The organism is Kiloniella sp. EL199, assembly GCF_900313065.1.
GTDB lineage: Bacteria > Pseudomonadota > Alphaproteobacteria > Kiloniellales > Kiloniellaceae > Kiloniella.
Genome location: NZ_OMPU01000010.1, coordinates 868,738 through 892,562, shown reverse-complemented (window position 1 = coordinate 892,562; position 23,825 = coordinate 868,738). Strand labels below are relative to the sequence as shown.

Genomic DNA, 23,825 nt, shown 5'->3' with positions numbered 1-23,825 from the left:
CAATTCATCTCGCGTTATAACATTACTGTAACTTTGAATTTTCAAACCATTCATCTATTAGTGTTTTAACAGCTTTACTTTTGGCTTTCTCAGAAACATCTTTTAAAAATTTACTACCTTCACGATAAAGAACAGATTCTATTTTTTCTCTAATTATTCTTTGTTTATTCTCTGAAAGAATCTCACCCTTAAATGCTTGAAATGCGGAATCTATTACCTTCTTAGCGTTGGCAGAAAACACACCATAGGCAAGAGCCTCTCCCGGATTAAAGCCGTTTCTGAATGCTCTGAAAATACTATCCTTCACAACCCCAGAAGATAGACCTTGTTTTGATAAAGCTTTAAACATCTTTCTCGCCGCTAAATCAGGTAATGCGTCTGAAATTATGCGTTGAGCTTTTACACCGCTTTTAACAAACAATTTTTTCAATTTATTTATTTTCAAAGCAGACATTCCTGCCTCACCCAGATAACCTAATCCTTTTTCAATATCGCCTTGTTCAAAAGCAACTGACGCATTTAAAAGCCCTTCTCCGATATCCAAAGCTGAACCAACAGGAGTAAATGAAATTACAGTAGCAATATCAGTGGCCAAACCTTTATCGATACCAGTATTACGAATTAACTCCTCTGTAACGTCTTTCTCCCAAGAAAGAACATCTTCTTGATATAAAACGTTATTACCAGCAATTAATGATTGTTGACGATGCTCTTTCGTCTGTGCAATTGCAGTAACAGAAGTACCAGTCGTCCCTCCCCTATTATGCATCCAATAAGCTGTTGATGCCTTTTGATCTTTTATCGGTAATTTAGAAAACTCATCAGGGTTAGAAGATCTAAGATCTGCTAAGAATTCGTACCATTCATGAGTGCCCTTAATCACATCCTCGGCAAAAACAGGGTCCCCATCACCGACAAGTACATCACGCTCCTCTTCGCCGCGAATAACCTCATTCCCTTGCACAGGCTGAACCACCTCACCATTGGCGACCATGTCATTGACGATTTGCTCTATTTCAAAAGGTCCAGCAGGTTCTTTTTGCGTGCCGTTATATTCGTCAATCCGTTCATCAAGGCGAATTCGGAAATCGACAAAAGCATGGCGATCAAGCTCTCCTTGTCCATCACTTCCAGTAATGCTTTCCCAAGCTCTTTGCGCCAAGCGTTCACGCAATTTAAAATTGGCAGCTAAACGAGGATCCGGCTCACTTTGCTGCATAGCTATAACTTCGTTGATTTGCTTTGGTGATAAATCCTTAAAGTAATGAGATAAATCATAATTTGGAAAAGCTTCAGGATCAGCGACTTGCAACGCTTTAAGTTCGTATAAGGCACGTGAACCTTGCTCACGTCTGAACTTAACATCAGGAGAAAAATCGTTATCCCCGGCGATTATCTGATCAGCATATTCTGCGATCTGATTTCGATCTGATTGACTTAAATCCAGCGAAAGATCATTAATATCGATATTTCCTTTGTTTTCGACAAGGAAATTCCACGCAAAATAACGCTGCCCTTTTACTCTCTCTCTTTGTTCTTTAGCTTGAAGGCGTCGTTCATTTCGCCAGAGAAGAGCCGCCTCTTCGCCCACTAACTGATCAGGATAATATTCCAGCGTTCTAAGCAAATCTTCTTCGGAAAGCCCCGCAGAATAAATATCATCCAGAAGTCTTGTGGCCTCATTGCGAACAATTCCTTTTGAGGCAATGGATTGAAAATACCCCTTATCTTCGCGGTTCACGTACTCATCAATATTAATCGCTGCTCCTGTTGCCGGGTCAACGCCGTCCAACAAGGATTGTAATGCGTCATAGTTCCCTTGTTTCGCGTGTCCCTGTAGCGCAAAGGATAACAAACTTCTACGTGCTTCTCTGCTTTTTTCAACCGCAGCCTCACGCCCTATGCCCGGTGCAAGATCATTGATATTACTATCAATAACGATAATGGCATCCGTCAGGGTATCAGGATTACCAACAACACCGGAACCATACTTTTCAATATGGCGATCTACGGTCGTATGAATTTTCTCTTTGATGATTTCCTGTTTAAAAGCCCTTAGAGACTGCTGATCAAAACGAGCCTTTTCGTCAAACCGCTGACTAAAGGCGGCGGCCTCATCTTCACCTTTGAAATTCTGCCGTGTCATCAGGTCAGTTTTTATATTCGCATAGGCCGAATTGATTTCTTCATCAATTTTTGATGGCGAACTGTCTGTAAAGCCAAGCTGCTCCTTGATCCCCTGATAAAGACCAGACGCAAATTCTGACATTTCTTCGTACAGATCAATATCACGCAATTTTTCCTGCATGTATTCCGATGCGTCCCTCAGATCAGATTTCACTCCTTCGATGACACTTTCGTCTTGTGGGCTCTCAGCAGGATCAACATCGGCAGTAGCAGGTTCTTGTTTGCGTGCTTTTTCTTCCTCTTTCTTCTTTTTATCTTTTTCATGAACAGCTTTTGCAAGCCTGGAAAGGCCTTTCGTAACAGCACCAATGTTTTCATCTGGTAATTCAAATCGAACTGTAGCTGGGGCTCGACTATCAGGGATATTTGGCATTTTCGATAACCTTCTAAGCTTGAACCCACTGAAATTTGGGCAAAAAAAATAGATCCAGCAATTCTGCTTGGATCCAAAGAAAAAACTAAAGAGATAGGGGGAGCGATGCTTACAGAGATATTAAATCATTGGCATTCACTGTGCCCGTAACAGTCCGTTGTTTGAAAAGTTACTCAAGAACCCGGCCACATTGTTTTCTATACCAGTATCGAAATTATCTATTTGAGATTTCATAGAACCTGGTCGCATACGCTCTGACAAGGTTTCATCTGTATCAATGGCATCCTCTGGATCTTTTAAAAGAGTATGAGAATATAATGAATTCTTACGATCAATGCTTTTCTCAGACACAGCCTCATCAGAGCCGAGAACACCGGATAGGCGGTCTTGAAGTACTGATTTTTCTATTTCATCGCCAATTATTTTTTTGTGTGTCGGAACCATTCGTAAACTGTCACTTTCTTGGAAAGTTTCAATCCAATTCTTTATTCTTTTATCCGCAAATCCCCAAACATCCTCTGCGTATTTTAAATTTTTCTCTCTCAGATTACCTGTGCCTATACCCACAGTACGAATATGGTAATTTCCATCTTTCACGACGATAGACCGTTGTACCAACCCTGGATCAAGAAGGTGCAAGTTTGTTGTATAATTTGTCACAACACCGGAATGAGCCGAGGAATGCTTTACGAACCCTGGCCCAGCAAAACTTCCATACTTGGGTCCTAACGGAGTTGCAAAGGTTGCCAAAGCTGCGGATACAACTTCATGATCAATATCTTTAGTTGAAATACCAAGGTCATGTAAAAAGCCGTATTCGTGATAATCCTCATGGCTCTTTTTAACATCAATGATATCGTCACCAAACGTATCAAAAAAGTTATCTTGATCAATTGTGACAGGGCCATATTCATCCGTGAAAAAAGTTGCCGTGCCATCCTCATTTAATTGCCACTTGTCCGACATTCTCTTTGCTTCCTCTTTGATAGCATCTTAGATAAACAGCTGCGCCAATCAAACCCTCAGCTAAATCCACAAAAAAACCTTTTGCCCAGATTTCGTACCCGCAAGCTGTTCGAACATAATCAACAATAGCCACGCAATCCCTCGTGCTATACCCAAAGGTTGATGTACCTTCACGCGGATACATAAAATTGAAAAGGTTATAAACATCATATGAAATGAAGCAGATAACAAATAGCAGATATGTCCAAATGATCCGCTTCACTTTAAAAAAGTTCAGGACCAATCCCCCTAGGAGAACAGGCAAATTTGACGGGATTTGATAGAGAGTTAAATAAAGCGAAAACTTTATGATCAACTCCAGAGCTCTGTCCAGAAGTAGAGTTACCTTTTGCGGGTTCGCTTCATCTATCAAAGTGAAGTCATAATAAAGTTTATCAATAAATTCATACGCAAAGGTCAGAAAAAAAAGAACCAGTATAGAAATAACGAAAGCTTTCAATACCCGCTTGAATTCTATTTCCTTAAAACGTGACTGAATAGCGGTAAGAAACATTTTACTATCTCATTTTTTTATCAAACCCAGATAGCCAATTAACTCAGAAAGCACCACTTTATTCAACCATAAGATATAACGGGATTAGATCTCTATCTCCTATATCATTATCTATAAGAAGCTTGGTCCCGCATTCAGAAAACCACCGATCATGGCGTTGTTTCCGGCACGCTTATGAGCTTTGGCCTGCTGATTTCCGGCGTAGAGAATATTATCAACTTCCTGCGCCCCCAACTTTTCTGTCTCTTCAATCAACAGAGCCGGACTACCTTCAATTTTCAAACCCGCAGCTGCAAAATTGGCACGCTGTTGCCCCGCCAAACGTTGTGTATTGCGTCGACTGATCGCGGCCTCCTGCGCAGCAAACCGCCTTGCCATTTTAGCCTGTTTTTTTGCGCGTTTGCGTTCGGAAAAGCCGTTAAAAAGTGCCCCACCCGCCCCGAGTAAACCAGCCGTCGACGACAAACCGCCAATCCCTGCCAGCGCACCAATAGCAGGGGCCGCACCCTTCAAAACTTTTTTAACACCTTTAAACAGTTTTTTTAAAAACCCCATCGCTTTACCCTTTATTTTAGATTTCTTGTCAAAACTTGATCAGCATCAGCAATATATTCATAACATGTTTGAAACTCTCCAAACGACGCAACATCACCGCCACTTAGTCGACATCACTTTATTTAATTGTTCAAAGGCCTCAAACCAGCTACCATTACGTGTATTAAGTAAACAGGTGCTGTTTTCTATGCATTCTCTAATCGATAAAATCGAAGCTGAATTCAAAAAACGTTGCTTGGCGTACAGTACACTCGCCTGCGTCTCTGCAACCATCTTCTGTGTACTCCTGTGCATATCCCTAGTGTTTGCAAAACCATCTGATTTCACAATGTACTATAGCTGGGACACGCCCCCCGATATTTATATATACAGAAAATATTGGGGAATATTTTTATCAACAGTATTGATCTCTATCCTCATAATCGCCCTACTTTTGACGATCACAATTCCTTTTTACCTGATAAAAAGACAAAAGCTGGATAGCTATTTCAAGACTTTGAAAAACAAGTTAGATTTACCACCTAACTTTATATATTCCCTCAGATATACAACATTATTTACATCTGTCATGTGGTTCATACTTACGATTATTTTTTGCTATGACGCACTATCTGAACTGTACCCGCCTGTTCTTTTGGAAACAGTAGAAGAAAACCATGACATCGCGACAGCACGACACTTGGAAGATTATACTTATTTCCTGTTTTGTCTTTTTTCGGTAGGTAGTGGCGTTTTAGCAATAACTCCCGTATCCCTGAGCAGCTATCTTATTTTCAAAGACCAAAATAAATGTCATTGAATAAACTTTGATGGCTTACTTAATTGAGAAGACATCAAAGAGTTCCTAGGCAGACCATTTAAAAGCCCTAAACTTTCTTTTTCTTTGGCGCTATCGAACTGATTTATGCTTTCTTGTTCTCTCTGATGTAAATTACTCTTTTTCCCAGACCAAAACTCAAAATCATCATGTCCAGGCAAAACATTATCAGGGAAGAATTGGTCCAGTAAATTTTCCTTCCTATTAACAGGAGCAACGTTGTCTGAATTATCGCGATTTCCAAGCACATCTATATTATCAAAATCGATGTTTTGATGTTTAAGACGAGCCTGCCTTCTTAAGCTAAGTTCTGTAACTTCTTGTGAGGTAGGTGTTAACTTTACGGCTCTAGACTCTCTCAATCCCGCAGGTTTTCCCCATTGGCTCCTCTTCTCATTATAAGTCCATTCACCAACTCTGTCAGGATTGCCGATATAGTCCTTTGTTATTACTCTCCAAGTGATTTCATCTTGAATACTACTAGGAACCGGTGCATTCATGCCGAACCAAATCCCCTCAAAAAACTCTCCATAATCGTCTTCATCCCACTCAGATCCCATTGTGTAACGGGTCGCAGCCGCATTAATTGCCAAAAATTTTTCTAGCTGTTCGGGATTTTTCTTTATTGTTTCGCCAATTGTTTCGCCTGATTTTAGCTTATGGTCCCAAAAATAAAACGCACCTCCCCAACCGGCCAAATCTTGTCCTCCCTGCTTTAAGGCGCCATCAATTTCTGCATTAATAATTTCGCTGATGTTTGGTACTGTCTTTTGATCAAGGATATAACCAATAACATTACTTCCAATGATATTGGTTGTATCAGCAAGGCGATCTTTACCATCTTTATTGACAAGTGACTTTCCTGAATAAAGCAATCCATACTTAGAAACTGCGCGTATGAATTTATTTGCTGAACTTCGAGGATCATTACTATTAATTTCTACAGCCCGTTCAAACCATGTTTTCGTTTTTTCATAGGCATCAGAATTTCGATCTATCCCCAATATTTCAGGTTTTTCATCAAGAACTAAAGCAATCTCGGAATATGCCTTATAGAAATTAGTTGTTGCACCTTCAGTCAGTTGATCAATACGTCTTAGAAGTTCATCAACTGTTTCAGGCGCTTTTTGGGAGCGTTTCTGCGATGAACCAGTAAAGTCTTTTATAATACGAAGGTTTTCCATTTTATGCCTCAATAATAACGCCCCGATAAAAGCAAAACGTGAGAAGGAACTACCCCTCTGACTGTACTTCTGTGATCAGTGACCTGATTGTTGCCGGGAGTGGTTGTCTTGCGCGGATAAAAATTTGTGCCTTGTCGCTAAAGCCGTTTTCCGGATCAATTTCCAGATACCCCGTATAGAGATCCGGGGACTGCCCAAAGGGTGTCGAACCATCGCGAAAGATATGCGTTTGGGTATCTGCCAGCGTATCACCAGCTTCGATTGTTCCCGTGTTCATGACATCCACACCCATGGAAACAACCCGTTTTTTCTTGCCTCTACCAGTCCCATTTTGCAGCGCGACGATCGGGGACAAGGGCTGTACGACCGATTGGTAAGGCAAGCCGGCCGTAATCTTCAAACCTGTACGGTTATTCTTTAGCGATACCTTCCCATCACTTGTCACGATTGATCGCGGCGATACCTTGCCGTCGTGCAGGATATCCACCTCTTCGCCCACCAGATGATCGAAACCGTTAATGGTGTTTGCGGCATCCCCTTCATAGGTTCCGCCACAATCCACAAAGAAGGCATCTTTTTTATCCAGACCATCGTCAAACCCGGCTTCCATAAACTCGATATGACGCACGACCTCGCCGTTGACTTTGCGCTTCACCGACAGCCACAGAACTTCCCGTTTGGCTTCATAGGTTACAGCAACGGTCTCAACTTCCCCCCAATCATGGTCATCGGTTGATCCGCCCAGTTTATGGCGATGAAAGGCGACAACTTCCTGTGATTTTTCATAGGTAACGCCAACCAGTTGTCCATCATCCCGCACCATCCAGATAATGGAATCAGGGTCGTTGACCATATCCATATCCTTGATCCCGGTACCCGTAATATGCTGGGATAAAAAGGTCTGGTCAGGCGCAATAAAGCTGTCGCGCTCAAACGAAAAGACAAACTCGTGCAACCGTTTTCTGTTCCGACTTAAAAAGAGAGCCACTTCCCCCTTCTGGATCGGTGGAATAGCGGCTGATCCTTCGGTCGTATGACGGCGATTGATCACCGAAGTCACGGTCAGGGCTTCATTGGCAGACGATCCGCTCAATGTTCTTGTTGCCCCGGATGTGCCCATCATTAGGGCACGTCCCTCGACCATCCATTGAATGTGGTTGACCTGCCCCGCCTTGATCGTGGCCTTGAAGGCATCGTCGGCATTGGTGCCTAAAGTGAAATTTTTCTCGTTGGATGTTTTCGACGTCCAGATGGTTTGCGGTTGATCAGGTGGCGAAGCAAAGATAGATCGCTGCTGATAAAAGGAACAGCGTCTGGGATAGTTCCCGGCCTTCCATTCTGCCGGCTTTGACGTAAAGGTAATATCCGCCAGAGACCAGTCGGCATGATCGTTGCGTTTTAATTCTTTGGGCGGGTGATCCTTGTGCACAATCCACAGGCTGTTTTCCGTCTGGGTAAAGACCAGATCAAACAACTCTTCTTCCTTGTAAGGTGTGGTTATCTCATAAGGAGCATCGTCTTTTTCGATTTGTCCGAAATCACGGTAAAACCGCATGTAAAGATCACCGATTTCCAGAATATAGGCGTCTTCTGTTGAGTATTCGAACGAAATAAGACGGCACTGTTTATCGGCGTGTTTCGCCTTTGCCACAAACCGTGTCCCCGGACGGCGCGTCATGCCACCATGGGGTAACACAATCCAGTTCTCACACAGGGCCAAGCCTGTCTGGTAGAGCTGCGTATCTTCGCGTCCATGTAATCGGGGGGTGATTTCCCCGCGAATAAAGCTGGCCTGAAGGGTTCTTGGTGGCATCAGTTTCGCGCCTCCACCCAGGACGAAGACACCATATCACTCACACCGTCTTCCATCATGTCATTGGACTTGGCCAGTGCCAGATCATTCCGATAGAGGCCAAGGGCCATATTCAGTTTGGTTTGTGACCCGGTTAAAACCTCTGCCAGCCTCACAGCCAGTTGAGCCGCCACAACACGACGCAAGTCCGGTGGCATGTCAGACGGTTCCACTTCACTACTGATATAGCGGTAATAAAGCGGTGCGGACTGATGACACAGGATGTATCGCCCTTCCAGTTGATATGTCACGGGCAGGCCATTGGCTTCCCCTGTTGTGGTGATAGGCAAAACCTGAATATCATCAACCGGGCGTCGATATCGTTTCCATTCACCAAAGGCTGATGCCTCAGCGGATGCAGCCAGTTTCACCCGACGAATAGCGCACGACCAGGGATAGGCACGCAAAACGGTTTCGACTGCTCTGGGATAGGCGATCTTGCATTGACGCGCTTCCTTGCTGTTTTCATCCAAGGAAACAATGGATTTATCACCCAGGATCTGCAAAGCATCCCGACAGATTTCAACTTTGCTGCTCATCTGTTTTCCTGACCTGTAGTTATGGGATAATACAAAAGCGGGAGACCAGTTTTCTGATCTCCCGCTTTCTCAAACATCAAAGGAACTCAATCCTTGATGACATCAGATCTTTTCCATCCAACTGGATGAAAAATGTTCAGGGTCTCTTAGCTCAAAAGTATCCCCCTCTTCCCGGAGCTGGGCGCCGTAATACCCCAAAGCAATCGCGCGTACCTTCAACTCGTCTGCTTTTGATACAGTAGCAGGACTTGTCACAGACACTGCTTTGGCAGAACCACGCGATCTCTTGGCTGTCGTTCCTTTCGCGGCTTTTGCCCGCAACGCCATTAACTCTGCACTCCGGCGACAATTGCCGCAGAAATCTTGCCATTGGTCGGGTTAGAACCCGTCACCGTATAGCGCAGACGCATATAACGTTCATCCAGACCTTTTGGCAAAATGTGGAAAGACGTCTGTCTGCCTGCAACAAGATCAGCCTGCACAATAGACTGAGACAGTACTTCGCGTGGGGAAGAGAAGCTTGTCGTGCTGTCCACTTCAATCGCGATTTTAAGTGATGTCAGGTTGTTAAAACCCTCTGTCACCTGCACATTCAACGGCACCGCAGTCCCATCACCGGGGTTACTTGGCAGCGCCGCAGAGGCACCGATAACAGTCCCGGTTGTACCCAAATCAAGAATATTGGTTGACGCAGCAGTGCTGGTAATTGCCTGCTGATCAGATAAGGTGAGTTGTTTACTATGAATCATATTAAATCTCTCTCTAAATTCGGTCCTGAATTTTATAGGGATTAAGCAGACAGAACGCGTGCTTCGGTATTGAGCAACGCATCGGTTTCACGAATTGGAATACCGCGATAGGTCAGAACTTCCTGCCCTTCCAGCTCACTGTCTTTCAAGCGTACAAAATTATCCCCGGCCCCGGCATTGGTGGCCAATGCATCCAGAGCTTCAAGCACATCACGATTACAATAGATAACCTGACGACCACCTGCCGCATCACCGCGACGAATACGACTTTGCAGCTTGTAATAAGCTTTACGCATGAAATCATAGAGCTTCACATTACCCGCCTGCATTTGGGATACATCAATATTTGCAACACGAGATACATAGCGCCAGTCTTTCACGGCCAGCCCAAGATGCCATGTGAACTTTTCTTCCTTCACATAATATGGATTGTTGTTTTCATCCAAAACACGTTGGCGGCCCATATCATCTCGTTGCAGGCCAGCTTTAGTACCTTGCGGATAAAGCAGATGACAATGGCGATCACCCCAGGTTACAAACCAGATAGATGTGTTATCCGATCCGGTTCCACCTGCATCAATGACCTGTTCACCGGCACCCCCGCCACCAATGGCATTAAATCGTGCAGAAAGCCCTTTGAACTTTTCCGGGGTTGAAGCTGTATCATGATAGAACAGACCCGAAGCCGCTTCCTGATTCATTGATTCCATGAACGCCATGGCTTCGTTAAGGCGAACACCAGCTTCATTTTTGGACAGATTCAGAACACGTTCATCAATGGTTGCCAGTGCTTCCAGATAGCCCGTTGTATCCGTGACCTGCTGTTGTTTGGCTTTTGACTGTGTGATTCCCTGATACAACGCGCCCCAGGAAACAGACGGTAAACCGGTACGAATGGTATGTAGATGTTCCGATCCTTTATTACACTCCATTGCAATCGCATCATCCAGAATAGGATTTTGCTGTTTGAGAAGCTCGATAATGGTTGCCGTAGAACCATTCGGATCAGTTTGTTTGTAGATATCGATAAGATCGACAAAGGTATTTCCAAGTGTTGCCATAATCAGCCTTCCTTAGTAGATGATGGGTAGAGAATTTCCGCAGCAGATTTGTTGCGTCTGGTTGCACCGGCACCGCCGGGGCTGCTGTCCTCTACCAGGGAGAGGCCAGCTTTATGAAAGGCGCGAATGACAACGGGGTCGTTTAGAACCCCGGCTTCAGACAACACCCCCTCAAGTTCAGAACCACCCAATGCCTTCAAGGCACGATTGGCGGTTCTGACATTCACATCCATTTTAGATCCCCACTCTTCGCGAAGCGTTTCTGTGGTTTCCTCAATTTGTTGCGTTAAATATTGTTCCTGTTCACGTTCCAGGTTCTCCATGGATTGTGTTTTGGCTTGTAAATCCATATCGGCCAGCGCCTGCGCCTGTTCTGGCGAAAGTCCCAGCGCGTGTGAAAGTTCGCTGATGGCTCCGGTATAAGCTTTCCAGTCTTCCTCGCTATGCTGAGAACCGAGTTCTTCCGGAACCTGCAACTCATAGCCATCCGGCGTTTCGGGAACACCCAGCGCCGCATAAAAGGCATCAATTTCATCTTCACTTGCGCCATCTGATGGTAACTTAAGATACCCATCCCTCTCCGTCGCCTGATCGGCGGGCTGAGTTTTGCCCTCTTGCCAATCATCATTAGACGAAGCTTCGGCATCCACCGCTGATGGCCTATTCAAACCTTCACCCCCACCAGAATTTTCGGCATGAAAAAACCCGCTATCTTGCGATGCGGGTTGATATGGGGAAGGTTGCGAATAACCGGGACTTTCAGGTCCCGAAAACTCATGACCTGAAAACGTAGGGCCAGAGAAGCCAGAGCCTGAAACGGCTGAACCGCTTAAACCGTGATCATCACTCATATTGCGTATCTTCCTCTTGTTTTAAGTAAGCCGCCTTTGCCAACTCTGCTCTTAAGTCAGAACTAACAGAAGCTTTCCGAAGAATATCGAACGCGACAGCGCGTTTACCGTCATTGAATATTGATGGTCCATCAGGGGGCGTTGCTTCAAAAGCCTGCGCCTGATCAAGAATATCTGCCAAAACAATCTGACCATCAGATGATGCAAAAAGCCGGCTGTAAGCCTCGACGAGCTCATGTTGTTTTTTGAGGGGAAAAGGCCACCCTTTAAGCATGGTTTAAACATCGCCTTTCGGTGTTTGATTGGGATCAATCTCCCCTTCGAAACCAAGGCCAGCAGCACCAAGTGCTTCCATAATTGGCAAGGCTTTCCCCGCAGTATCGACATCCTGTGCCTGCTGCGCCGCCATTAACTGCTGTTGCTCGGCTTGGATTTTTGCTTGTCGGCTTGCCTGAACCTCTTCCACAGGACGCATCAAATCCGCGGGCATCCCATTGATATCCGCACGGGCACGAATAATCCGGTCGTGGTCAAAATTATCCATAATTGTCGGGTCGAACTGTGCTTGTTGTGCCGCGGTTTCCAGCGTACGTTGAATACCTACATCTTCCGCCGCACGACGTAGTTTCGCCATAGGGCTGGTAAATTTCAGGGTCAGGCTTTTCCCCTCCAGTCCATCAGGCCGCGGCGGCAGATCAATAATGCCATCTTCCGCCTGACGTTCAAGGATTGCATTTTCACGCATTACCATAGACGCCAGCATTTCTTCCTGCTTGGCAAAGGGCGGGCCAATCAACTCGTTCTTTTCCTGTGCCCGCAAAGCTGCTTCATAGGCTGTCATATCAGGCTTGTTCACAAGAATTTGCCACAGATCACCGTAAAAATTCGCACTGATATCCATCTGTTTCTTGGCGATTAGCTGCTCCCCGATATCTGGTCGTGCCCCCGTCACGATGGGTTGAATTTTTAAACGCCCATCATCGGTGACCAGATCCGGATTGATCGCATTGGCGCTCAGGTTCAATCTGCGTTTGAGTTTCTGAACCGTTGCAAAAGCAGGTGATACCGCCTGTTCAGCCGCCGCAATCGTGGTTTTGTTCATCACATTGAGCTGTTTGATATCCGGCAAGGCCATCATGCCCGGTCCCCATCCATAGGCTTCGCCATCACTCTCTACAAATGATGACGCGTGAATGGGGAATTCATAATAGCCGGACTGTCTCAAGACATGATGATGTCCTTTAAGAACATGAACAGACGGCCAGGGAAGTAAAGTTTGCGTATCCCCACTCAGGGTCGTGTCTATGGCATGGATAATTTCAAACTTTTCTTCCAGTAAATCAGGCTTGTCCAATCGGGAAGTCAAAAACTCTGGTAAAGCCTCCAGACCGAATTCATCAATGATTTGCCGTAATGTAAGTTTATAAACCCGGTAAAAGGTATCAATCTGCCCCCAGGCCGTAGTCGCCAGAAAGCACTCAATAATCGGAATCATACGATATCGAATAGGTGGCAAATCCTCGCCCCCGGGGCCTCTGGACAGAACTTCTTCAGTCATCAGCACCTGATTGCCATAACACCCCAAAGACCGAAACATTCGCTGCGTATTTGAAACGAAGCCAGATCTTGCCATATATCGAACGGAAAAGAGCTTTTTGGTGCGCTGTTCTGCCCACGCCTGAATTTCATCGCTCTCTCGCAGATCATCATCAACAGGTTCCAGACCGTGCCAAATTGATCCCCGGGGAATAAGCAAACTCTCGATTGCCGCAGAAAAACGTGCCAGATCCTGCAGAGGGCGGGAACTGAACATCTTTGACATATCACCACGTCTGCCCTCCAGAATTGATCCAAAGGGGTCAAGACGTTCAGCCGTTTCCATCCAGATCTTGTCAAACTTGGATCGTTCATTTGCCAATGCGGCCTGACGATTAATTACCTTTTCAGCAAGCTCCATAAGATCTCCAGTTCATTATATCGGATCCCCAAAAAACAAAACCCCCCGCATTAAATGCAAGGGGTTCAAGACTTCTCAGTCATGATTTTTAATCTCTACAAAGCGATCAAGTTGCAAATAGATAATGTCTTTCAGAGGACCTATTTATCCAAGAACGAATATACCGTTATCTCCATGCTCAAACAAAGTATAACGAAGAAAATTCTTACATAATTTTGTTGTACTCAGGACGATACAAACTCAATGTCGCCAAACCACGAACACGCCGAACAGGTGACGGGTTCAAGCTGGTGTAGGGCGACAACAAAGGTTTTGGATTGTTCACGCTTGGATATAAAATCTGTTCAGGAGAACGCCAACCACTATAGCCGCCAAGAGCTTGAAAACTTCCGATAGAACTACCAGAGGACCGCGAGGTATTTTGGTTTTCCCGATTAGATGAGAGACTATTACCTAAAAACCCGGCATCTCTATCTTTTTCAGGTTCGCGTTTATAAGATGAAAAACTAGCCAATCCCATTTATCTAACCCTTCCAAAATTTGCACGTCTGGCTTTTAGCTTTGAGAGTTTTGGTGCCCTGCGTACTTTTGGTTTTCCTTGAGAAACGCCAATGCCTAAGTTGGGTAAATCATCTTCATTCTGGATGTTTAGGTATAATTGTTGAGCAGCCCTATCATATACAGATCTACTAGTTGTATTCGATGAATTCCGCTGAGACATTTGCTGCCGGCTACTTTGAGCAGCCTGCGCCATTCCATCTGACAGTGATCGGATAGATGCATAAGGCTTTGCCCCATACCCTACTTGTCTCAAGGCACCATAAGCCATTTGAGGCGCTTTTCCTATTCCCGGATTACTACCGACAGCAAGTAAATCTGTCGCCATATCAATAGGGTCAAATTCAGTATAATCTGCAAGATTCCCTTGAGCGTCGTATGTAAGTTTTGATGCGACTACTCCTGGAACAAACTGAGATAAAAAACCTCGTAATGCAGATTGAACAGGATGGTTTATTTCTGCAATTCTTTGCGAATAGGCTTGTTTCGCAGCAGGTGTTTTGAGTTGAGATCTATTACGCATCTCATGAAAACCAAGTTTGGAATTTGAGTTTCCTCCATACTTCCCTATACCCTGACTTTGATTATAACGATCCACATTTTGTTGCCAATCTAAGGTAGGATCATAAAACTCCATCTCCTCGATATTTGGAGTAGGTTTCCATCCTCCTTTCTTTTCTTTGACAACTTCCTTTGGCTTGGCAGCTTTTTGAGCTTTAGCTCTTGCCCTTGCATCAGCATTTCTTTTACTCCAATCTTTCTTGTCCCGACCTCCCCCAGGGTTTCCCCCCGGGCCACGGCCAGGACTATTACTTCTACGATCTCCAATATCGCTTCCGTGACCACTTGGCGAACTATACCCCGGCATCCTAATCTCCTTTTCAGCCTCAACAACTCCTGCCCAACACAAAAAAGCCCCACATCAGTGGAGCTTTTTTATGAGAAGACGCATTTTCCCATAAAAATATTAATGCCAAAATCATAAGAACAAAAAGTATCATAAAAATATGTTGTCTTTTCCGACGGCTGCCCTCTTTCCCTACCTTTAAAATATTATTGAAAATTATTTGAACTCGAAGCATCAACACTCTAACATAACTCACAATTAAATCGGGTCTTTTGTTTTCTATCATTAATCAAATTCAAAATACGTACTATTCTACCGCCCCAATCTTGTCCAAATACAAACCACTTGTTCATAATGTAAGTATACTTTCATCTGACAGGATTAACTCATGCGCTTCCTTGCTTTGATATTTTTCATATTAAGTTCGACAATAAGCAATATCTCATACGCGCAATCAGTTGATGTCAAAGAACTCGAACGCCAAATGAGAAGTGGCGAATTTACTAAATATCCCCCGGAAATTCTAAAAGAGCTAGAGCAAGTAAACGGCCTGTTTGATGAACCAGGTATGTCTATTGGTTATCTGGGATGTATGAAACAGATCACGACCAACCAGATGAAGAATGGTATTGTCGAAGAACTTAATCAGTTTATTGATCACCCTCAGATCACCCAAAAACAAAAACGTTTTATGAAAAAAGCCGTCGACAGGCTTGTAAATTTAACACCGGAAGAACAATCCCAAATATGTGCCTGTAGCAACAAAGACGCATGGAATAACCTCATGACCCCGGATCAGCACAAAGTATTCAACAAGATGGCACAGGGCATTCCCCTGCAAGCACAAGATCAAAAAGCGCTACAAACCAAAAGCCACCGCTTTCGTCCCATATCAGAACACGATCCAATGCAATGCATGTTTGAGCCTCTGGGACTTTACGAAGAATATCGCGATATTCTCTGAAAAATTCAATCTGTCGAATGTTCTGTAATTCAAACACCAACAAAATCTTGGCGGATAACTCTTGATACACACCAAAACGCCGCGCCCCTCTAGGAGGTTTGCGGCGTTCGGTACAATCAATCAGTCGTAACAACCCTAATCAAATTAGGTAATTTTACAATCATTTTCTTAAAAGATGACCCCGCCATCATATCTTGACTTAAGATTTGCGCCCAATCACTATTCATCAGCACATATAATTATTAACGATACCTCTAACTGAAAACCTAAAGAGAGATACAAATTGGGCTACACAAGCAATGAAAAATCCTCCTGAATACCGAGAGGAAAAATACTCAAAAAAAGTTAAATTTGATAATGATAGATAACCACTCAGATGAAGATAAAAAGTTTACCAATTCGCGGGCTATCCCAATGATTTTCAAACAAAGATTATTAGATCTTTTTTTGCTTATCCTCTTTCCACACCTATGTCTGTCCGTCTGGGTAAGTGAGCGAATATCCCCAACAATAAGTATAGTTATTACCATAGCCTATGCTGGCGGGATTTCCTATTTCCTCTTTATCAACCAACCCGGCTTTTATTATCAACTCACCCAATTCTGGCTTTTGCTTATCACCGTCTATACCGCGCTTCCTTGCCTGTTTTTTCTCGCCCGGGGTTTCGATAAATTTTAAAGAGTTTTGACAAGTTTTAGCAGAGTGTATTCAACGGCTGCGATAATAAATCACAAAAATGGAAATGATAACCAAGATTCCGCCAGCCAAGGCACTGAACATCGGGTAAAGGCCATCCATTTCATCAAACCGAACCCGGCCAGCATCCGTATACATCCCCCACATCCCGAACGTGATTCCCACCAGACCGACAAGAAAAAGAACCCAACCCATTTTGTCCTCCGACAATAAATTACGTACAGATTTATACTGTCAGTCGGCAACAAGATCAAAAAGGTTCATATCCCCCAAACCTCATACTCTATATGAGGCATGTGAACTGCTCCTAAATCCTGTAAAAAATATAACGCTTCGTAGAGCTTATTGTAACTGATTATCGACAGTTATGGATATTTAACCATTAAAGAAACGCAAGGGTTTCATGGCTAAAAAATCATTATTCGCCGCATATTTACTCTGGATCTTCACAGGTATCTTCGGCGGACACCGCTGGTATTTGAGAAAAAGGTGGGGTGCGGCTATTCACCTGCTCTTTTTCTGCATTTATCTGGCAACCCTGGCATACATAACCGGTCTTATGATCGAATATGACATTGATGATCTCAACCTAATTCCAGATCCCGAAACAGCCAACACCTATAAAGTCATTGAGACTGTCGTAAATTACGCTTTCTTTCTGCAGGTAATCTACCTAAAGTTCGATCTTTTCTGGATTTATTTCGCCATTAAAAAGCAAAACACCCTCGAACAGGCAACTGAATCTGCGAGTTAACTTTTCCCAACTTGTCATACTTCTGGCATTCTTGCTGTAACGCGCTCTTTCTATTAACAATCGTCTCTGCTAATTGCATATTTTTCTCATAAAAAAGCCCCATGTGTGAAAACATGAGGCCTATGGAATAATACATGGAAAATGACAACTGCATTCGTTATGAAATGCAAACAGCTTGTTTAGCTCTCTGTTAATAAATAATATTATTCTAAACATACATCAGGGGATTTAATGTGCTGGATCAAAAAACACATAAAGAATCAAAGATAGTAACTTTTATCTTATACATAATCTTAGGTGGCCTCTGCTTGTTGTCCATTGTCGCAATACTTGGTTTTTTAATTTCAGGATTCGGCCACCTTTGATAACAATCACCCCCGTCCAAACCTCGGTCTTCTCACATTCAGGGTGGACAAGTTCCGCGCTCTCCTGACCTTCGACTTTCCTTGGCTCACACCAACCCCAAAGGATGTATTTTCCTCTTCCTGCGGATAGAGAATATGTTGTGCCTGATCATAAACAGAGTTGCTTTTGTTAAATGATCTGCTTAGTGATGATCGGCTGTTATTTTCTGGTCGACCACCCGGATTGCCTCCACCTGAAAATCCGTGACCGCTTCCCACGCCGGGGCGACCTTGCGAACCATTGTTGAAGCTACTGTGAGGACGGGTAGAATTATACGTTGGGGCGCCATACCCAAGTCTGTTCGCTATCTGATATCCACGATTGAAAAACGTTCCTACCGGATTTTTCCCACCGGTTCCCATAATACCGGTTGTCATTCCGATAGCATCAAACTCATCGACAGAAGCAAGCTCACCTGTTTGAGGGTCAATGCTTAAATGTGAATCAACCCCTGGAACAAGGAAAGAGCCAAAGCGATGCATAAATGCTGCAAATGGACTTCTGAACCTGGCAACCCTTCTTCGCTGCTCTTCTGTCAGCTTGTCGTAACCATTTGCGCCCCCAAAGAAATCAAGACCTTGTGGGCCAAAGGATTGGTGAGAATAGCCTTTAACATTATGCCGCCCGACACTCGGTTTCGAATTGCCATAATCGTTATCGCCTCCGCCTCCAAAATCAGGCCCTTGGTTCCCGTTACCGTTATTATTGGAATTCCGCCCTCCGGGACCGTGCGATCCGGGACGACCTCTTGATTCTGCCATATCTAAAACTCCTTATAGTTGACTCTCCCCCTACCCACTCTCAATATAAGAGCAGATAACGGGGGTTATTATGCTTGTTCGAATTTGTGTGATCGGCTGTTTAATTATAAGCTTGTCTGCCTGTAATTCATTTCATCTAAATAGCTTCGGACCTGGTCTAGTAACTGGTTCACTTGATGCTCTTGGTGATGCAAACGTTGTTTCTGATATCAGAAACAACTACAACTGCACCTCACCTACCTTTTCTAGTGACGTCTGCACCGCAGATACCAAACACCTCTCTACAGCAAAAGAAGCCACAGTCTGTGGTAAGGTTGTTGCAAACTGCCACAAACAACCTATCGAGCAAACAACTGGCTTAACCCGTCGATGTTATTCATCAAATGGAACTACTGGCTTCTGCTGGTTCGAAGACCCAAACACATAACAAAAAAAGGCCCTGCAACCGCAGAGCCTTTGGGCGAACTAGCCCACGAGAATGATAAGAGATATTGAGTTAGAATACAATGGGGAATGGAATGAGGTATTTACTAGGTCTGACCATTTCATTGTGGATGTTTAACAGCCATGCAGATGGACTGATCACCAATGACGCTCTCTACTCAGCCTGCTCAACTGGGGAACAAAAGGAATTGTGCACCACTTACATCATGGGGATTTATGACGGATTTTCCATGGGGCGTACTGAGGCATATATGCACAACAATGGCTTAAAAACATATGACAAGGAAAAGTTGCCAGAAATAACCCGCCTATGCATTCCTACCAACTTAGATAACAAAACTGCTATAAAAATATACAGACAATATATTGAAAGAAACCCTAAATATTTAAAAAGGTTTGCTGGAATAGCAGTCATCCAGTCTCTTCGTGAAGCTTTCCCCTGCAATTTATAAGGTACTAGGGTGTGAACCCATTTTAATGTCTTGCAGAATATAACTTTTTGTGATTCATAGCTCTCGTTTTAGGGAGTTTTACATGGCCCGATTTGATTTAAGTGATGAAGAGTGGCAGGTTATTGAGCCTTTACTACCGAAGAAAGGTCGCGGGCCAGCCCGTCGTGATGACCGTGTTATTCTGAATGGTATCTTCTATATCTTGCGCACAGGTGCACCCTGGCGTGATCTTCCGGAACGTTATGGCCCTCACACAACGGTTTACAATCGTTATGTTCGTTGGGGTGAGCGTGGTATCTGGAAAGGTATCTTTGATGCGCTGGCAACAGAATGTGAAGACGCTTTGATTTTTATAGATGGCTCCATTGTAAAGGCTCACCGCGCAGCGGCCGGGTCAAAAAAGGGGAACTGGCGGAAGGTATTGGCCGCTCACGCGGAGGTCGCACAAGCAAAGTTCACGTGGCTGTAGATCAGAAAGGCCGCCCGGTCCGTCTTGCCATTAGTGGTGGTCATGTTCACGATAGTAAATTAATGCCTGAATTTCTGGACTGGGAGGTACCGCCTCTGGCTATTGTTGCCGACAAAGCCTACAGCAGTGGTAAAATCAGACAGGATATCGCTGATGAAGGTGCTTTGGCGGTTATCCCCTCAAAACGAAATGCCAAAAATCCCGTTCCCCATGATAAAAATCTCTATGCTATGAGAAATATTGTTGAACGGTTCTTCTGTAAAATGAAAGATATGAGGCGGCTGGCAACACGATTTGAGAAAAAGGGAGCAAACTTTTTAAATATGCTATACCTCTTTTCAATGAAATTATGGATCAATTGAGTCCACACCCTAATTAAGAATGAAACACATCATTACAGCTATCTTCATTATTGGGTCCACCTTAGTTCAAGCAAAAGCGGATTTCTCTAGTGGCGAAGATCTATACAATACTTGCTCCCAGAAAGATTATGAATCTTTTTGTTTAGGGTATTTTACTGGATTTAATTCTGGTACGTGGAGCGGAGCAATAACCGTGTATGTTCAAAACAATGAGTACAATGATGAAAAAATATCAAAGATATTAAACTATTGCCTACCTGTAGAATTCTCTATTTATCAATTTAAAGACATAGTTTTAGAATATATAGGCCGTAACCAAGCTAGCAAAAGAGAGCAAGCTAGCTACGCAATAACTCTTGCTCTTTCTGACGCATATCCCTGTAACTAAAAAAGGCACCGAAGGGCCTTAGTGTTAGGTTGATAGGTGAGTACTTCCACCCAACGAAGGCGGCGGCACACTACTCACCTCTTCTTTCTCGAACAACTCACCAAGCTTGGCGATCCCCTTGGCGGTCACCCTCTCCTGTTCATTGATCTTGGTTGATGCAATTAAATGGCGTATATACCAAAGACTAACCCTCGCCCTCTTCCTTCTTTGTGCGGGGAAAATTTAATTTCAAATATTTAGCTGAATTGTAATGGAACAGATTGAAACTGATTGGAAATTAAAGCTCAGATATGGCAAACTCAAAACACCTTATCAGCATTATTCAATAATTTCAGAAGGAGTAGTTGAAGAACTTTCAGAAGGTTTTGAATGCCCCAAGGGTGATGCTTTCATGGCTATGAAGATCTGGGCAGAAGACATGGAGCAAGCAGCTGATCTATTTACTTATGTTAGTTCACAAATAGGTTTCCAGATCAAAGGTAAACTGGAAACGTGGGAAACAGATCCAAATGAGCCTCCAAGGGATAATCCTCATGGGTATGATATTAAATTCACTCCCTTTGAAAGCGCTTAATGCCCAATAAATCCCTCCCCATAGCGTACTTACTCTGGCTGTTCACTGGTATCTTCGGTGGGCATCGGTGGTATTTGGAGAAGCGGTGGAGTGCTTTGGCTATGAGTGTGGTTGGGGTGTATTTTTTGACAGGCTCAAGTATTATTTTTTTTACCATGGATGATATGGTTATGCAGCACATGTACGTAAAGCTACCATTGGCAATCATAAACAACCCTCAATCTGAACTTAATAGAATTATGAATAATGAATTACACATAAACATAATGGTACTAAGTTATATATTATGTGCATGGTTGCCTCCTCTCTACCTCACCTTCGACCTCTTTTGGATCTACTTCAAACTAAAGAAACAACCCGACACCCTCACACAACAACAGGTTGAGGCGTTCGATTAGCCCTACCCCCCCGGCTCATAGTCCGAGATAGCGACCTCCATATCGCCATAGTCATCCTCTGACCACTTCACGACATCCTCGGCAAAGGTCAACGCCAGTGCATCCGCCACATCTGGAGAGTGCAGCCCGCGCTTCTTCATATCCTCCTTACGCTCAAGCTGGAGCCTGTTCTTGGCATCAAAGCCGTACTCAATGGCGGTAAGGTCTGTTTCAAGCTCCTGATCATCAGCGGGGATATCACCACCCTTGAGCCAATCGCGCATCTTACCCCACATCTCTGCGCGTTTGTTCATGTAAGTCTTCTGGTCCTGTGCTCTGGCCCCTGCGTTTACGTCAATACAGTCGTGGCCCAATTGCTTCAGGCGATCCACAACGCCACCACCAACACCCACGCCGTCAACCAGCACACCGTCAGGCTTCCATTTGCGGATCATCTCAACCACATGACCGACCAATGCCATGGTATCCACGCGGTACTTGATTATTTCTAAAACCTTGCGGCCCTGTCGTATCAAAATCACGGATTGATCATCGCCAAAACGGGCTACATCCACACCTATCACGATAGCATCCTGAGGTTGCGCCGAAAGTTGGCGGCCTTTTGCCTCTTCCACAATTTTACCACTGATAAACTGCGTCGATCCTGCCCGAGGAAACACCCCCCGGACACGGACGCGAACAAAATCGCTGTCTTCGCCGTAATCCTCCACCCATTGCTGCATCAGCTTCTGGTTGGTTCCCCTGACTGAACGGCTGTCAATTTGTCTCGTTTTCCAGCGATGGCGCAAACGGTTAAAACACTCAAAAAAACGCCCGGAATTTCGTGTTGGGTTGCCAAAGACAAAACGCATAGGTTCGCCATCGGTCAAACCACCATCAGAAACTTCCCAGATTTTATCAGGCACAGCACTGGCTTCATCAAAAAGATAAAAGGGCGTCGAATTTGCGGCATGCAGTCCGGCAAAACTCTCGGAATTTTCCTCGCGACAGGTCTGCGCATCACACCGCCAGCTTTCAGGGTGGCGTTTATGGACCAGCGCCATATTCCCTTTGCTGGTGCTATAGCTAAACCAATGCCCCGTCAGACAACGCTTGTGCCACTTCCCCAGCTCGGCCCAGGTTTTCGTGCGTAGCTGATCGCTGGTATTCGATGTCACCACTCCCTTGGCAAAGGGTCGCGTTGACATGATAAAGAGGATAAGCCACGCTGACATTGCCGACTTGCCAATACCGTGGCCGGATGCCGTTGCCATATCCATGGGGGCAACGGGATGAAGCCCATCAAACCCGCGCTCTCTGATCTGTGCACCCAGATCTTTCAGATAAGCCAACTGCCAATCGCGCGGACCTTCAAAATCAACCAACTCGCCCTGCCCCCAATCAAAGGCCCACAGCACAAACCCCAGCGGATCCGCATAGAACTGCGCACAGTCCTCGGCAAGATCCAGATCAACCCGGTGGGTCATCAGACACCTCAAAATCAGATGGAAAAATAGTGATCAGAAATCAGAAAACTAAATGAAATCCATTCAATTTTCTGATTTGTCATTCAGGCGCTTACGACCACGCATGAGGCGGTCAATAAGTTCATTTTCGATCGACATTTCAACCTTTTCCTTAAAAGCCTGAACCGACACATGTCGTCCGATAATCTCTAGCGCTTTCCCAGCCCCCGTATGCTGAAATTTGTATTCACCATCTGCATCAGCAGCCGGGCTGCGCTGCATACAACGTTCAAACAGCTCAACCGCGCCCTTCAGAACGTAGTCAGCATCAATCTGCAGCCTCTGAGATCGCGCGGCCTTGGCTTGCTCAATAGCCTCTTGCATCAGGGGATTTTTCAGTGTTCGGCTGGCACTCTGCTTAACCGAGTTAGGACTATAACCCGCCCGAATGGCAGCTTGCGTTGCATTGAAGTCAATAAGGTATTCTTCAACAAACCTTTTTTGCCGCTCCGTCAACTGCTGCTTTAAATCCGGATCACTCATTTTTCCTCCCACCAGATATAAAACAGAAATGGGGAAGAGCTATTTGCGTATCCAAAGCTGGAATTACGCACACTTCCCTGCCCCTATTTTATAACCGACGGGCAAGCGAAACAATTCATCA

Annotated in this window: 26 protein-coding genes and 1 pseudogene; 8 read left to right on the top strand and 19 right to left on the bottom strand. The window is 44.5% G+C overall.

Going from position 1 to position 23,825, the window contains the following annotated elements:
* Window positions 1-22: 22 nt before the first annotated feature.
* The 15 genes from D9A03_RS12770 to D9A03_RS12695 form a co-directional block, all read right to left on the bottom strand.
* A complete protein-coding gene (locus D9A03_RS12770) occupies window positions 23-2,560 on the bottom strand; it encodes a hypothetical protein (protein ID WP_120497556.1) in 2,538 nt (845 codons plus the stop codon).
* Window positions 2,561-2,695: 135 nt separating this feature from the next.
* Window positions 2,696-3,526, bottom strand: a complete 831-nt coding sequence (locus D9A03_RS12765; RefSeq protein WP_120497555.1) for a hypothetical protein — start codon at window positions 3,524-3,526, stop codon at window positions 2,696-2,698.
* Window positions 3,501-4,079 (bottom strand): hypothetical protein, encoded by a 579-nt coding sequence (locus D9A03_RS12760; protein WP_120497554.1) that lies wholly within the window; start codon window positions 4,077-4,079, stop codon window positions 3,501-3,503. Before D9A03_RS12760 ends, D9A03_RS12765 begins: the two co-directional genes overlap by 26 nt.
* A 111-nt stretch (window positions 4,080-4,190) precedes the next feature.
* Window positions 4,191-4,634: a hypothetical protein gene (locus D9A03_RS12755; RefSeq protein WP_120497553.1), complete on the bottom strand. Its 444-nt coding sequence runs from the start codon at window positions 4,632-4,634 to the stop codon at window positions 4,191-4,193.
* A 792-nt stretch (window positions 4,635-5,426) separates the two neighbouring features.
* Window positions 5,427-6,635 (bottom strand): hypothetical protein, encoded by a 1,209-nt coding sequence (locus tag D9A03_RS12745; protein WP_120497551.1) that lies wholly within the window; start codon window positions 6,633-6,635, stop codon window positions 5,427-5,429.
* 49 nt (window positions 6,636-6,684) lie between these two features.
* Window positions 6,685-8,448 (bottom strand): hypothetical protein, encoded by a 1,764-nt coding sequence (locus D9A03_RS12740; protein WP_120497550.1) that lies wholly within the window; start codon window positions 8,446-8,448, stop codon window positions 6,685-6,687.
* Window positions 8,448-9,026: a hypothetical protein gene (locus D9A03_RS12735; RefSeq protein WP_120497549.1), complete on the bottom strand. Its 579-nt coding sequence runs from the start codon at window positions 9,024-9,026 to the stop codon at window positions 8,448-8,450. Before D9A03_RS12735 ends, D9A03_RS12740 begins: the two co-directional genes overlap by 1 nt.
* A 102-nt stretch (window positions 9,027-9,128) precedes the next feature.
* Window positions 9,129-9,353: a hypothetical protein gene (locus tag D9A03_RS12730; protein WP_120497548.1), complete on the bottom strand. Its 225-nt coding sequence runs from the start codon at window positions 9,351-9,353 to the stop codon at window positions 9,129-9,131.
* Complete coding sequence (locus D9A03_RS12725) at window positions 9,353-9,775, bottom strand: Bbp16 family capsid cement protein (RefSeq protein WP_120497547.1); 423 nt, start codon at window positions 9,773-9,775, stop codon at window positions 9,353-9,355. The genes D9A03_RS12730 and D9A03_RS12725 overlap by 1 nt, the downstream gene beginning before the upstream one ends.
* A 41-nt stretch (window positions 9,776-9,816) precedes the next feature.
* The gene (locus D9A03_RS12720) at window positions 9,817-10,836 is read right to left on the bottom strand and encodes a major capsid protein (protein WP_120497546.1); all 1,020 of its coding nucleotides are present in this window, start codon (window positions 10,834-10,836) and stop codon (window positions 9,817-9,819) included.
* Between the two features lie 2 nt (window positions 10,837-10,838).
* The gene (locus D9A03_RS12715; protein ID WP_120497545.1) at window positions 10,839-11,687 is read right to left on the bottom strand and encodes a hypothetical protein; all 849 of its coding nucleotides are present in this window, start codon (window positions 11,685-11,687) and stop codon (window positions 10,839-10,841) included.
* A complete protein-coding gene (locus D9A03_RS12710) occupies window positions 11,680-11,961 on the bottom strand; it encodes a hypothetical protein (RefSeq protein WP_120497544.1) in 282 nt (93 codons plus the stop codon). Before D9A03_RS12710 ends, D9A03_RS12715 begins: the two co-directional genes overlap by 8 nt.
* 3 nt (window positions 11,962-11,964) lie before the next feature.
* On the bottom strand, window positions 11,965-13,644 hold the full coding sequence (locus D9A03_RS12705) for a portal protein (RefSeq protein WP_120497543.1): 1,680 nt from the start codon (window positions 13,642-13,644) through the stop codon (window positions 11,965-11,967).
* A 205-nt stretch (window positions 13,645-13,849) separates the two neighbouring features.
* Window positions 13,850-14,164, bottom strand: a complete 315-nt coding sequence (locus tag D9A03_RS12700) for a hypothetical protein (protein ID WP_120497542.1) — start codon at window positions 14,162-14,164, stop codon at window positions 13,850-13,852.
* Window positions 14,165-15,070, bottom strand: coding sequence for a hypothetical protein (locus tag D9A03_RS12695; RefSeq protein WP_120497541.1), 906 nt, complete (start codon window positions 15,068-15,070; stop codon window positions 14,165-14,167).
* Window positions 15,071-15,437: 367 nt separating this feature from the next.
* Between D9A03_RS12695 and D9A03_RS12685 the strand changes: the two genes are divergently transcribed.
* Window positions 15,438-16,013: a hypothetical protein gene (locus D9A03_RS12685; RefSeq protein ID WP_120497539.1), complete on the top strand. Its 576-nt coding sequence runs from the start codon at window positions 15,438-15,440 to the stop codon at window positions 16,011-16,013.
* A gap of 708 nt (window positions 16,014-16,721) precedes the next feature.
* Here the strand turns inward: D9A03_RS12685 and D9A03_RS12675 are convergent.
* Window positions 16,722-16,904 carry a hypothetical protein gene (locus tag D9A03_RS12675; RefSeq protein WP_120497537.1) on the bottom strand — a complete coding sequence of 61 codons (183 nt, stop codon included), beginning with the start codon at window positions 16,902-16,904 and terminating at the stop codon, window positions 16,722-16,724.
* Window positions 16,905-17,112: 208 nt separating this feature from the next.
* Here D9A03_RS12675 and D9A03_RS12670 point away from each other — a divergent pair, with 208 nt between their 5' ends.
* Window positions 17,113-17,463, top strand: coding sequence for a TM2 domain-containing protein (locus D9A03_RS12670; RefSeq protein ID WP_120497536.1), 351 nt, complete (start codon window positions 17,113-17,115; stop codon window positions 17,461-17,463).
* A gap of 371 nt (window positions 17,464-17,834) precedes the next feature.
* On the opposite strand, the gene D9A03_RS12665 is transcribed toward D9A03_RS12670, so the two are convergent.
* Entirely contained in the window at window positions 17,835-18,629 is a 795-nt protein-coding gene (locus D9A03_RS12665) for a hypothetical protein (protein ID WP_120497535.1), read from the bottom strand.
* A gap of 70 nt (window positions 18,630-18,699) precedes the next feature.
* Between D9A03_RS12665 and D9A03_RS12660 the strand changes: the two genes are divergently transcribed.
* The 6 genes and pseudogenes from D9A03_RS12660 (at window position 18,700) to D9A03_RS20285 (ending at window position 21,716) form a co-directional block, all read left to right on the top strand.
* Window positions 18,700-19,056, top strand: a complete 357-nt coding sequence (locus D9A03_RS12660; protein WP_120497534.1) for a hypothetical protein — start codon at window positions 18,700-18,702, stop codon at window positions 19,054-19,056.
* A 91-nt stretch (window positions 19,057-19,147) separates the two neighbouring features.
* Window positions 19,148-19,525, top strand: a complete 378-nt coding sequence (locus D9A03_RS12655; protein WP_120497533.1) for a Rap1a/Tai family immunity protein — start codon at window positions 19,148-19,150, stop codon at window positions 19,523-19,525.
* Between the two features lie 82 nt (window positions 19,526-19,607).
* Window positions 19,608-20,356 (top strand): annotated as a pseudogene (locus tag D9A03_RS20295) (IS5 family transposase).
* A gap of 19 nt (window positions 20,357-20,375) precedes the next feature.
* Window positions 20,376-20,744 carry a Rap1a/Tai family immunity protein gene (locus D9A03_RS20290; RefSeq protein WP_120497531.1) on the top strand — a complete coding sequence of 123 codons (369 nt, stop codon included), beginning with the start codon at window positions 20,376-20,378 and terminating at the stop codon, window positions 20,742-20,744.
* A gap of 250 nt (window positions 20,745-20,994) precedes the next feature.
* Window positions 20,995-21,318 (top strand): hypothetical protein, encoded by a 324-nt coding sequence (locus D9A03_RS12635; RefSeq protein ID WP_120497530.1) that lies wholly within the window; start codon window positions 20,995-20,997, stop codon window positions 21,316-21,318.
* A complete protein-coding gene (locus D9A03_RS20285; RefSeq protein WP_120497529.1) occupies window positions 21,318-21,716 on the top strand; it encodes a TM2 domain-containing protein in 399 nt (132 codons plus the stop codon). Before D9A03_RS12635 ends, D9A03_RS20285 begins: the two co-directional genes overlap by 1 nt.
* A gap of 2 nt (window positions 21,717-21,718) precedes the next feature.
* Here D9A03_RS20285 and D9A03_RS12625 read toward each other — a convergent pair whose 3' ends face one another.
* Both D9A03_RS12625 and D9A03_RS12620 read right to left on the bottom strand, forming a co-directional pair.
* Window positions 21,719-23,182, bottom strand: a complete 1,464-nt coding sequence (locus D9A03_RS12625) for a terminase (protein WP_120497528.1) — start codon at window positions 23,180-23,182, stop codon at window positions 21,719-21,721.
* A gap of 63 nt (window positions 23,183-23,245) precedes the next feature.
* Window positions 23,246-23,704, bottom strand: coding sequence for a terminase small subunit (locus D9A03_RS12620; protein WP_120497527.1), 459 nt, complete (start codon window positions 23,702-23,704; stop codon window positions 23,246-23,248).
* Window positions 23,705-23,825 lie beyond the last annotated feature (121 nt).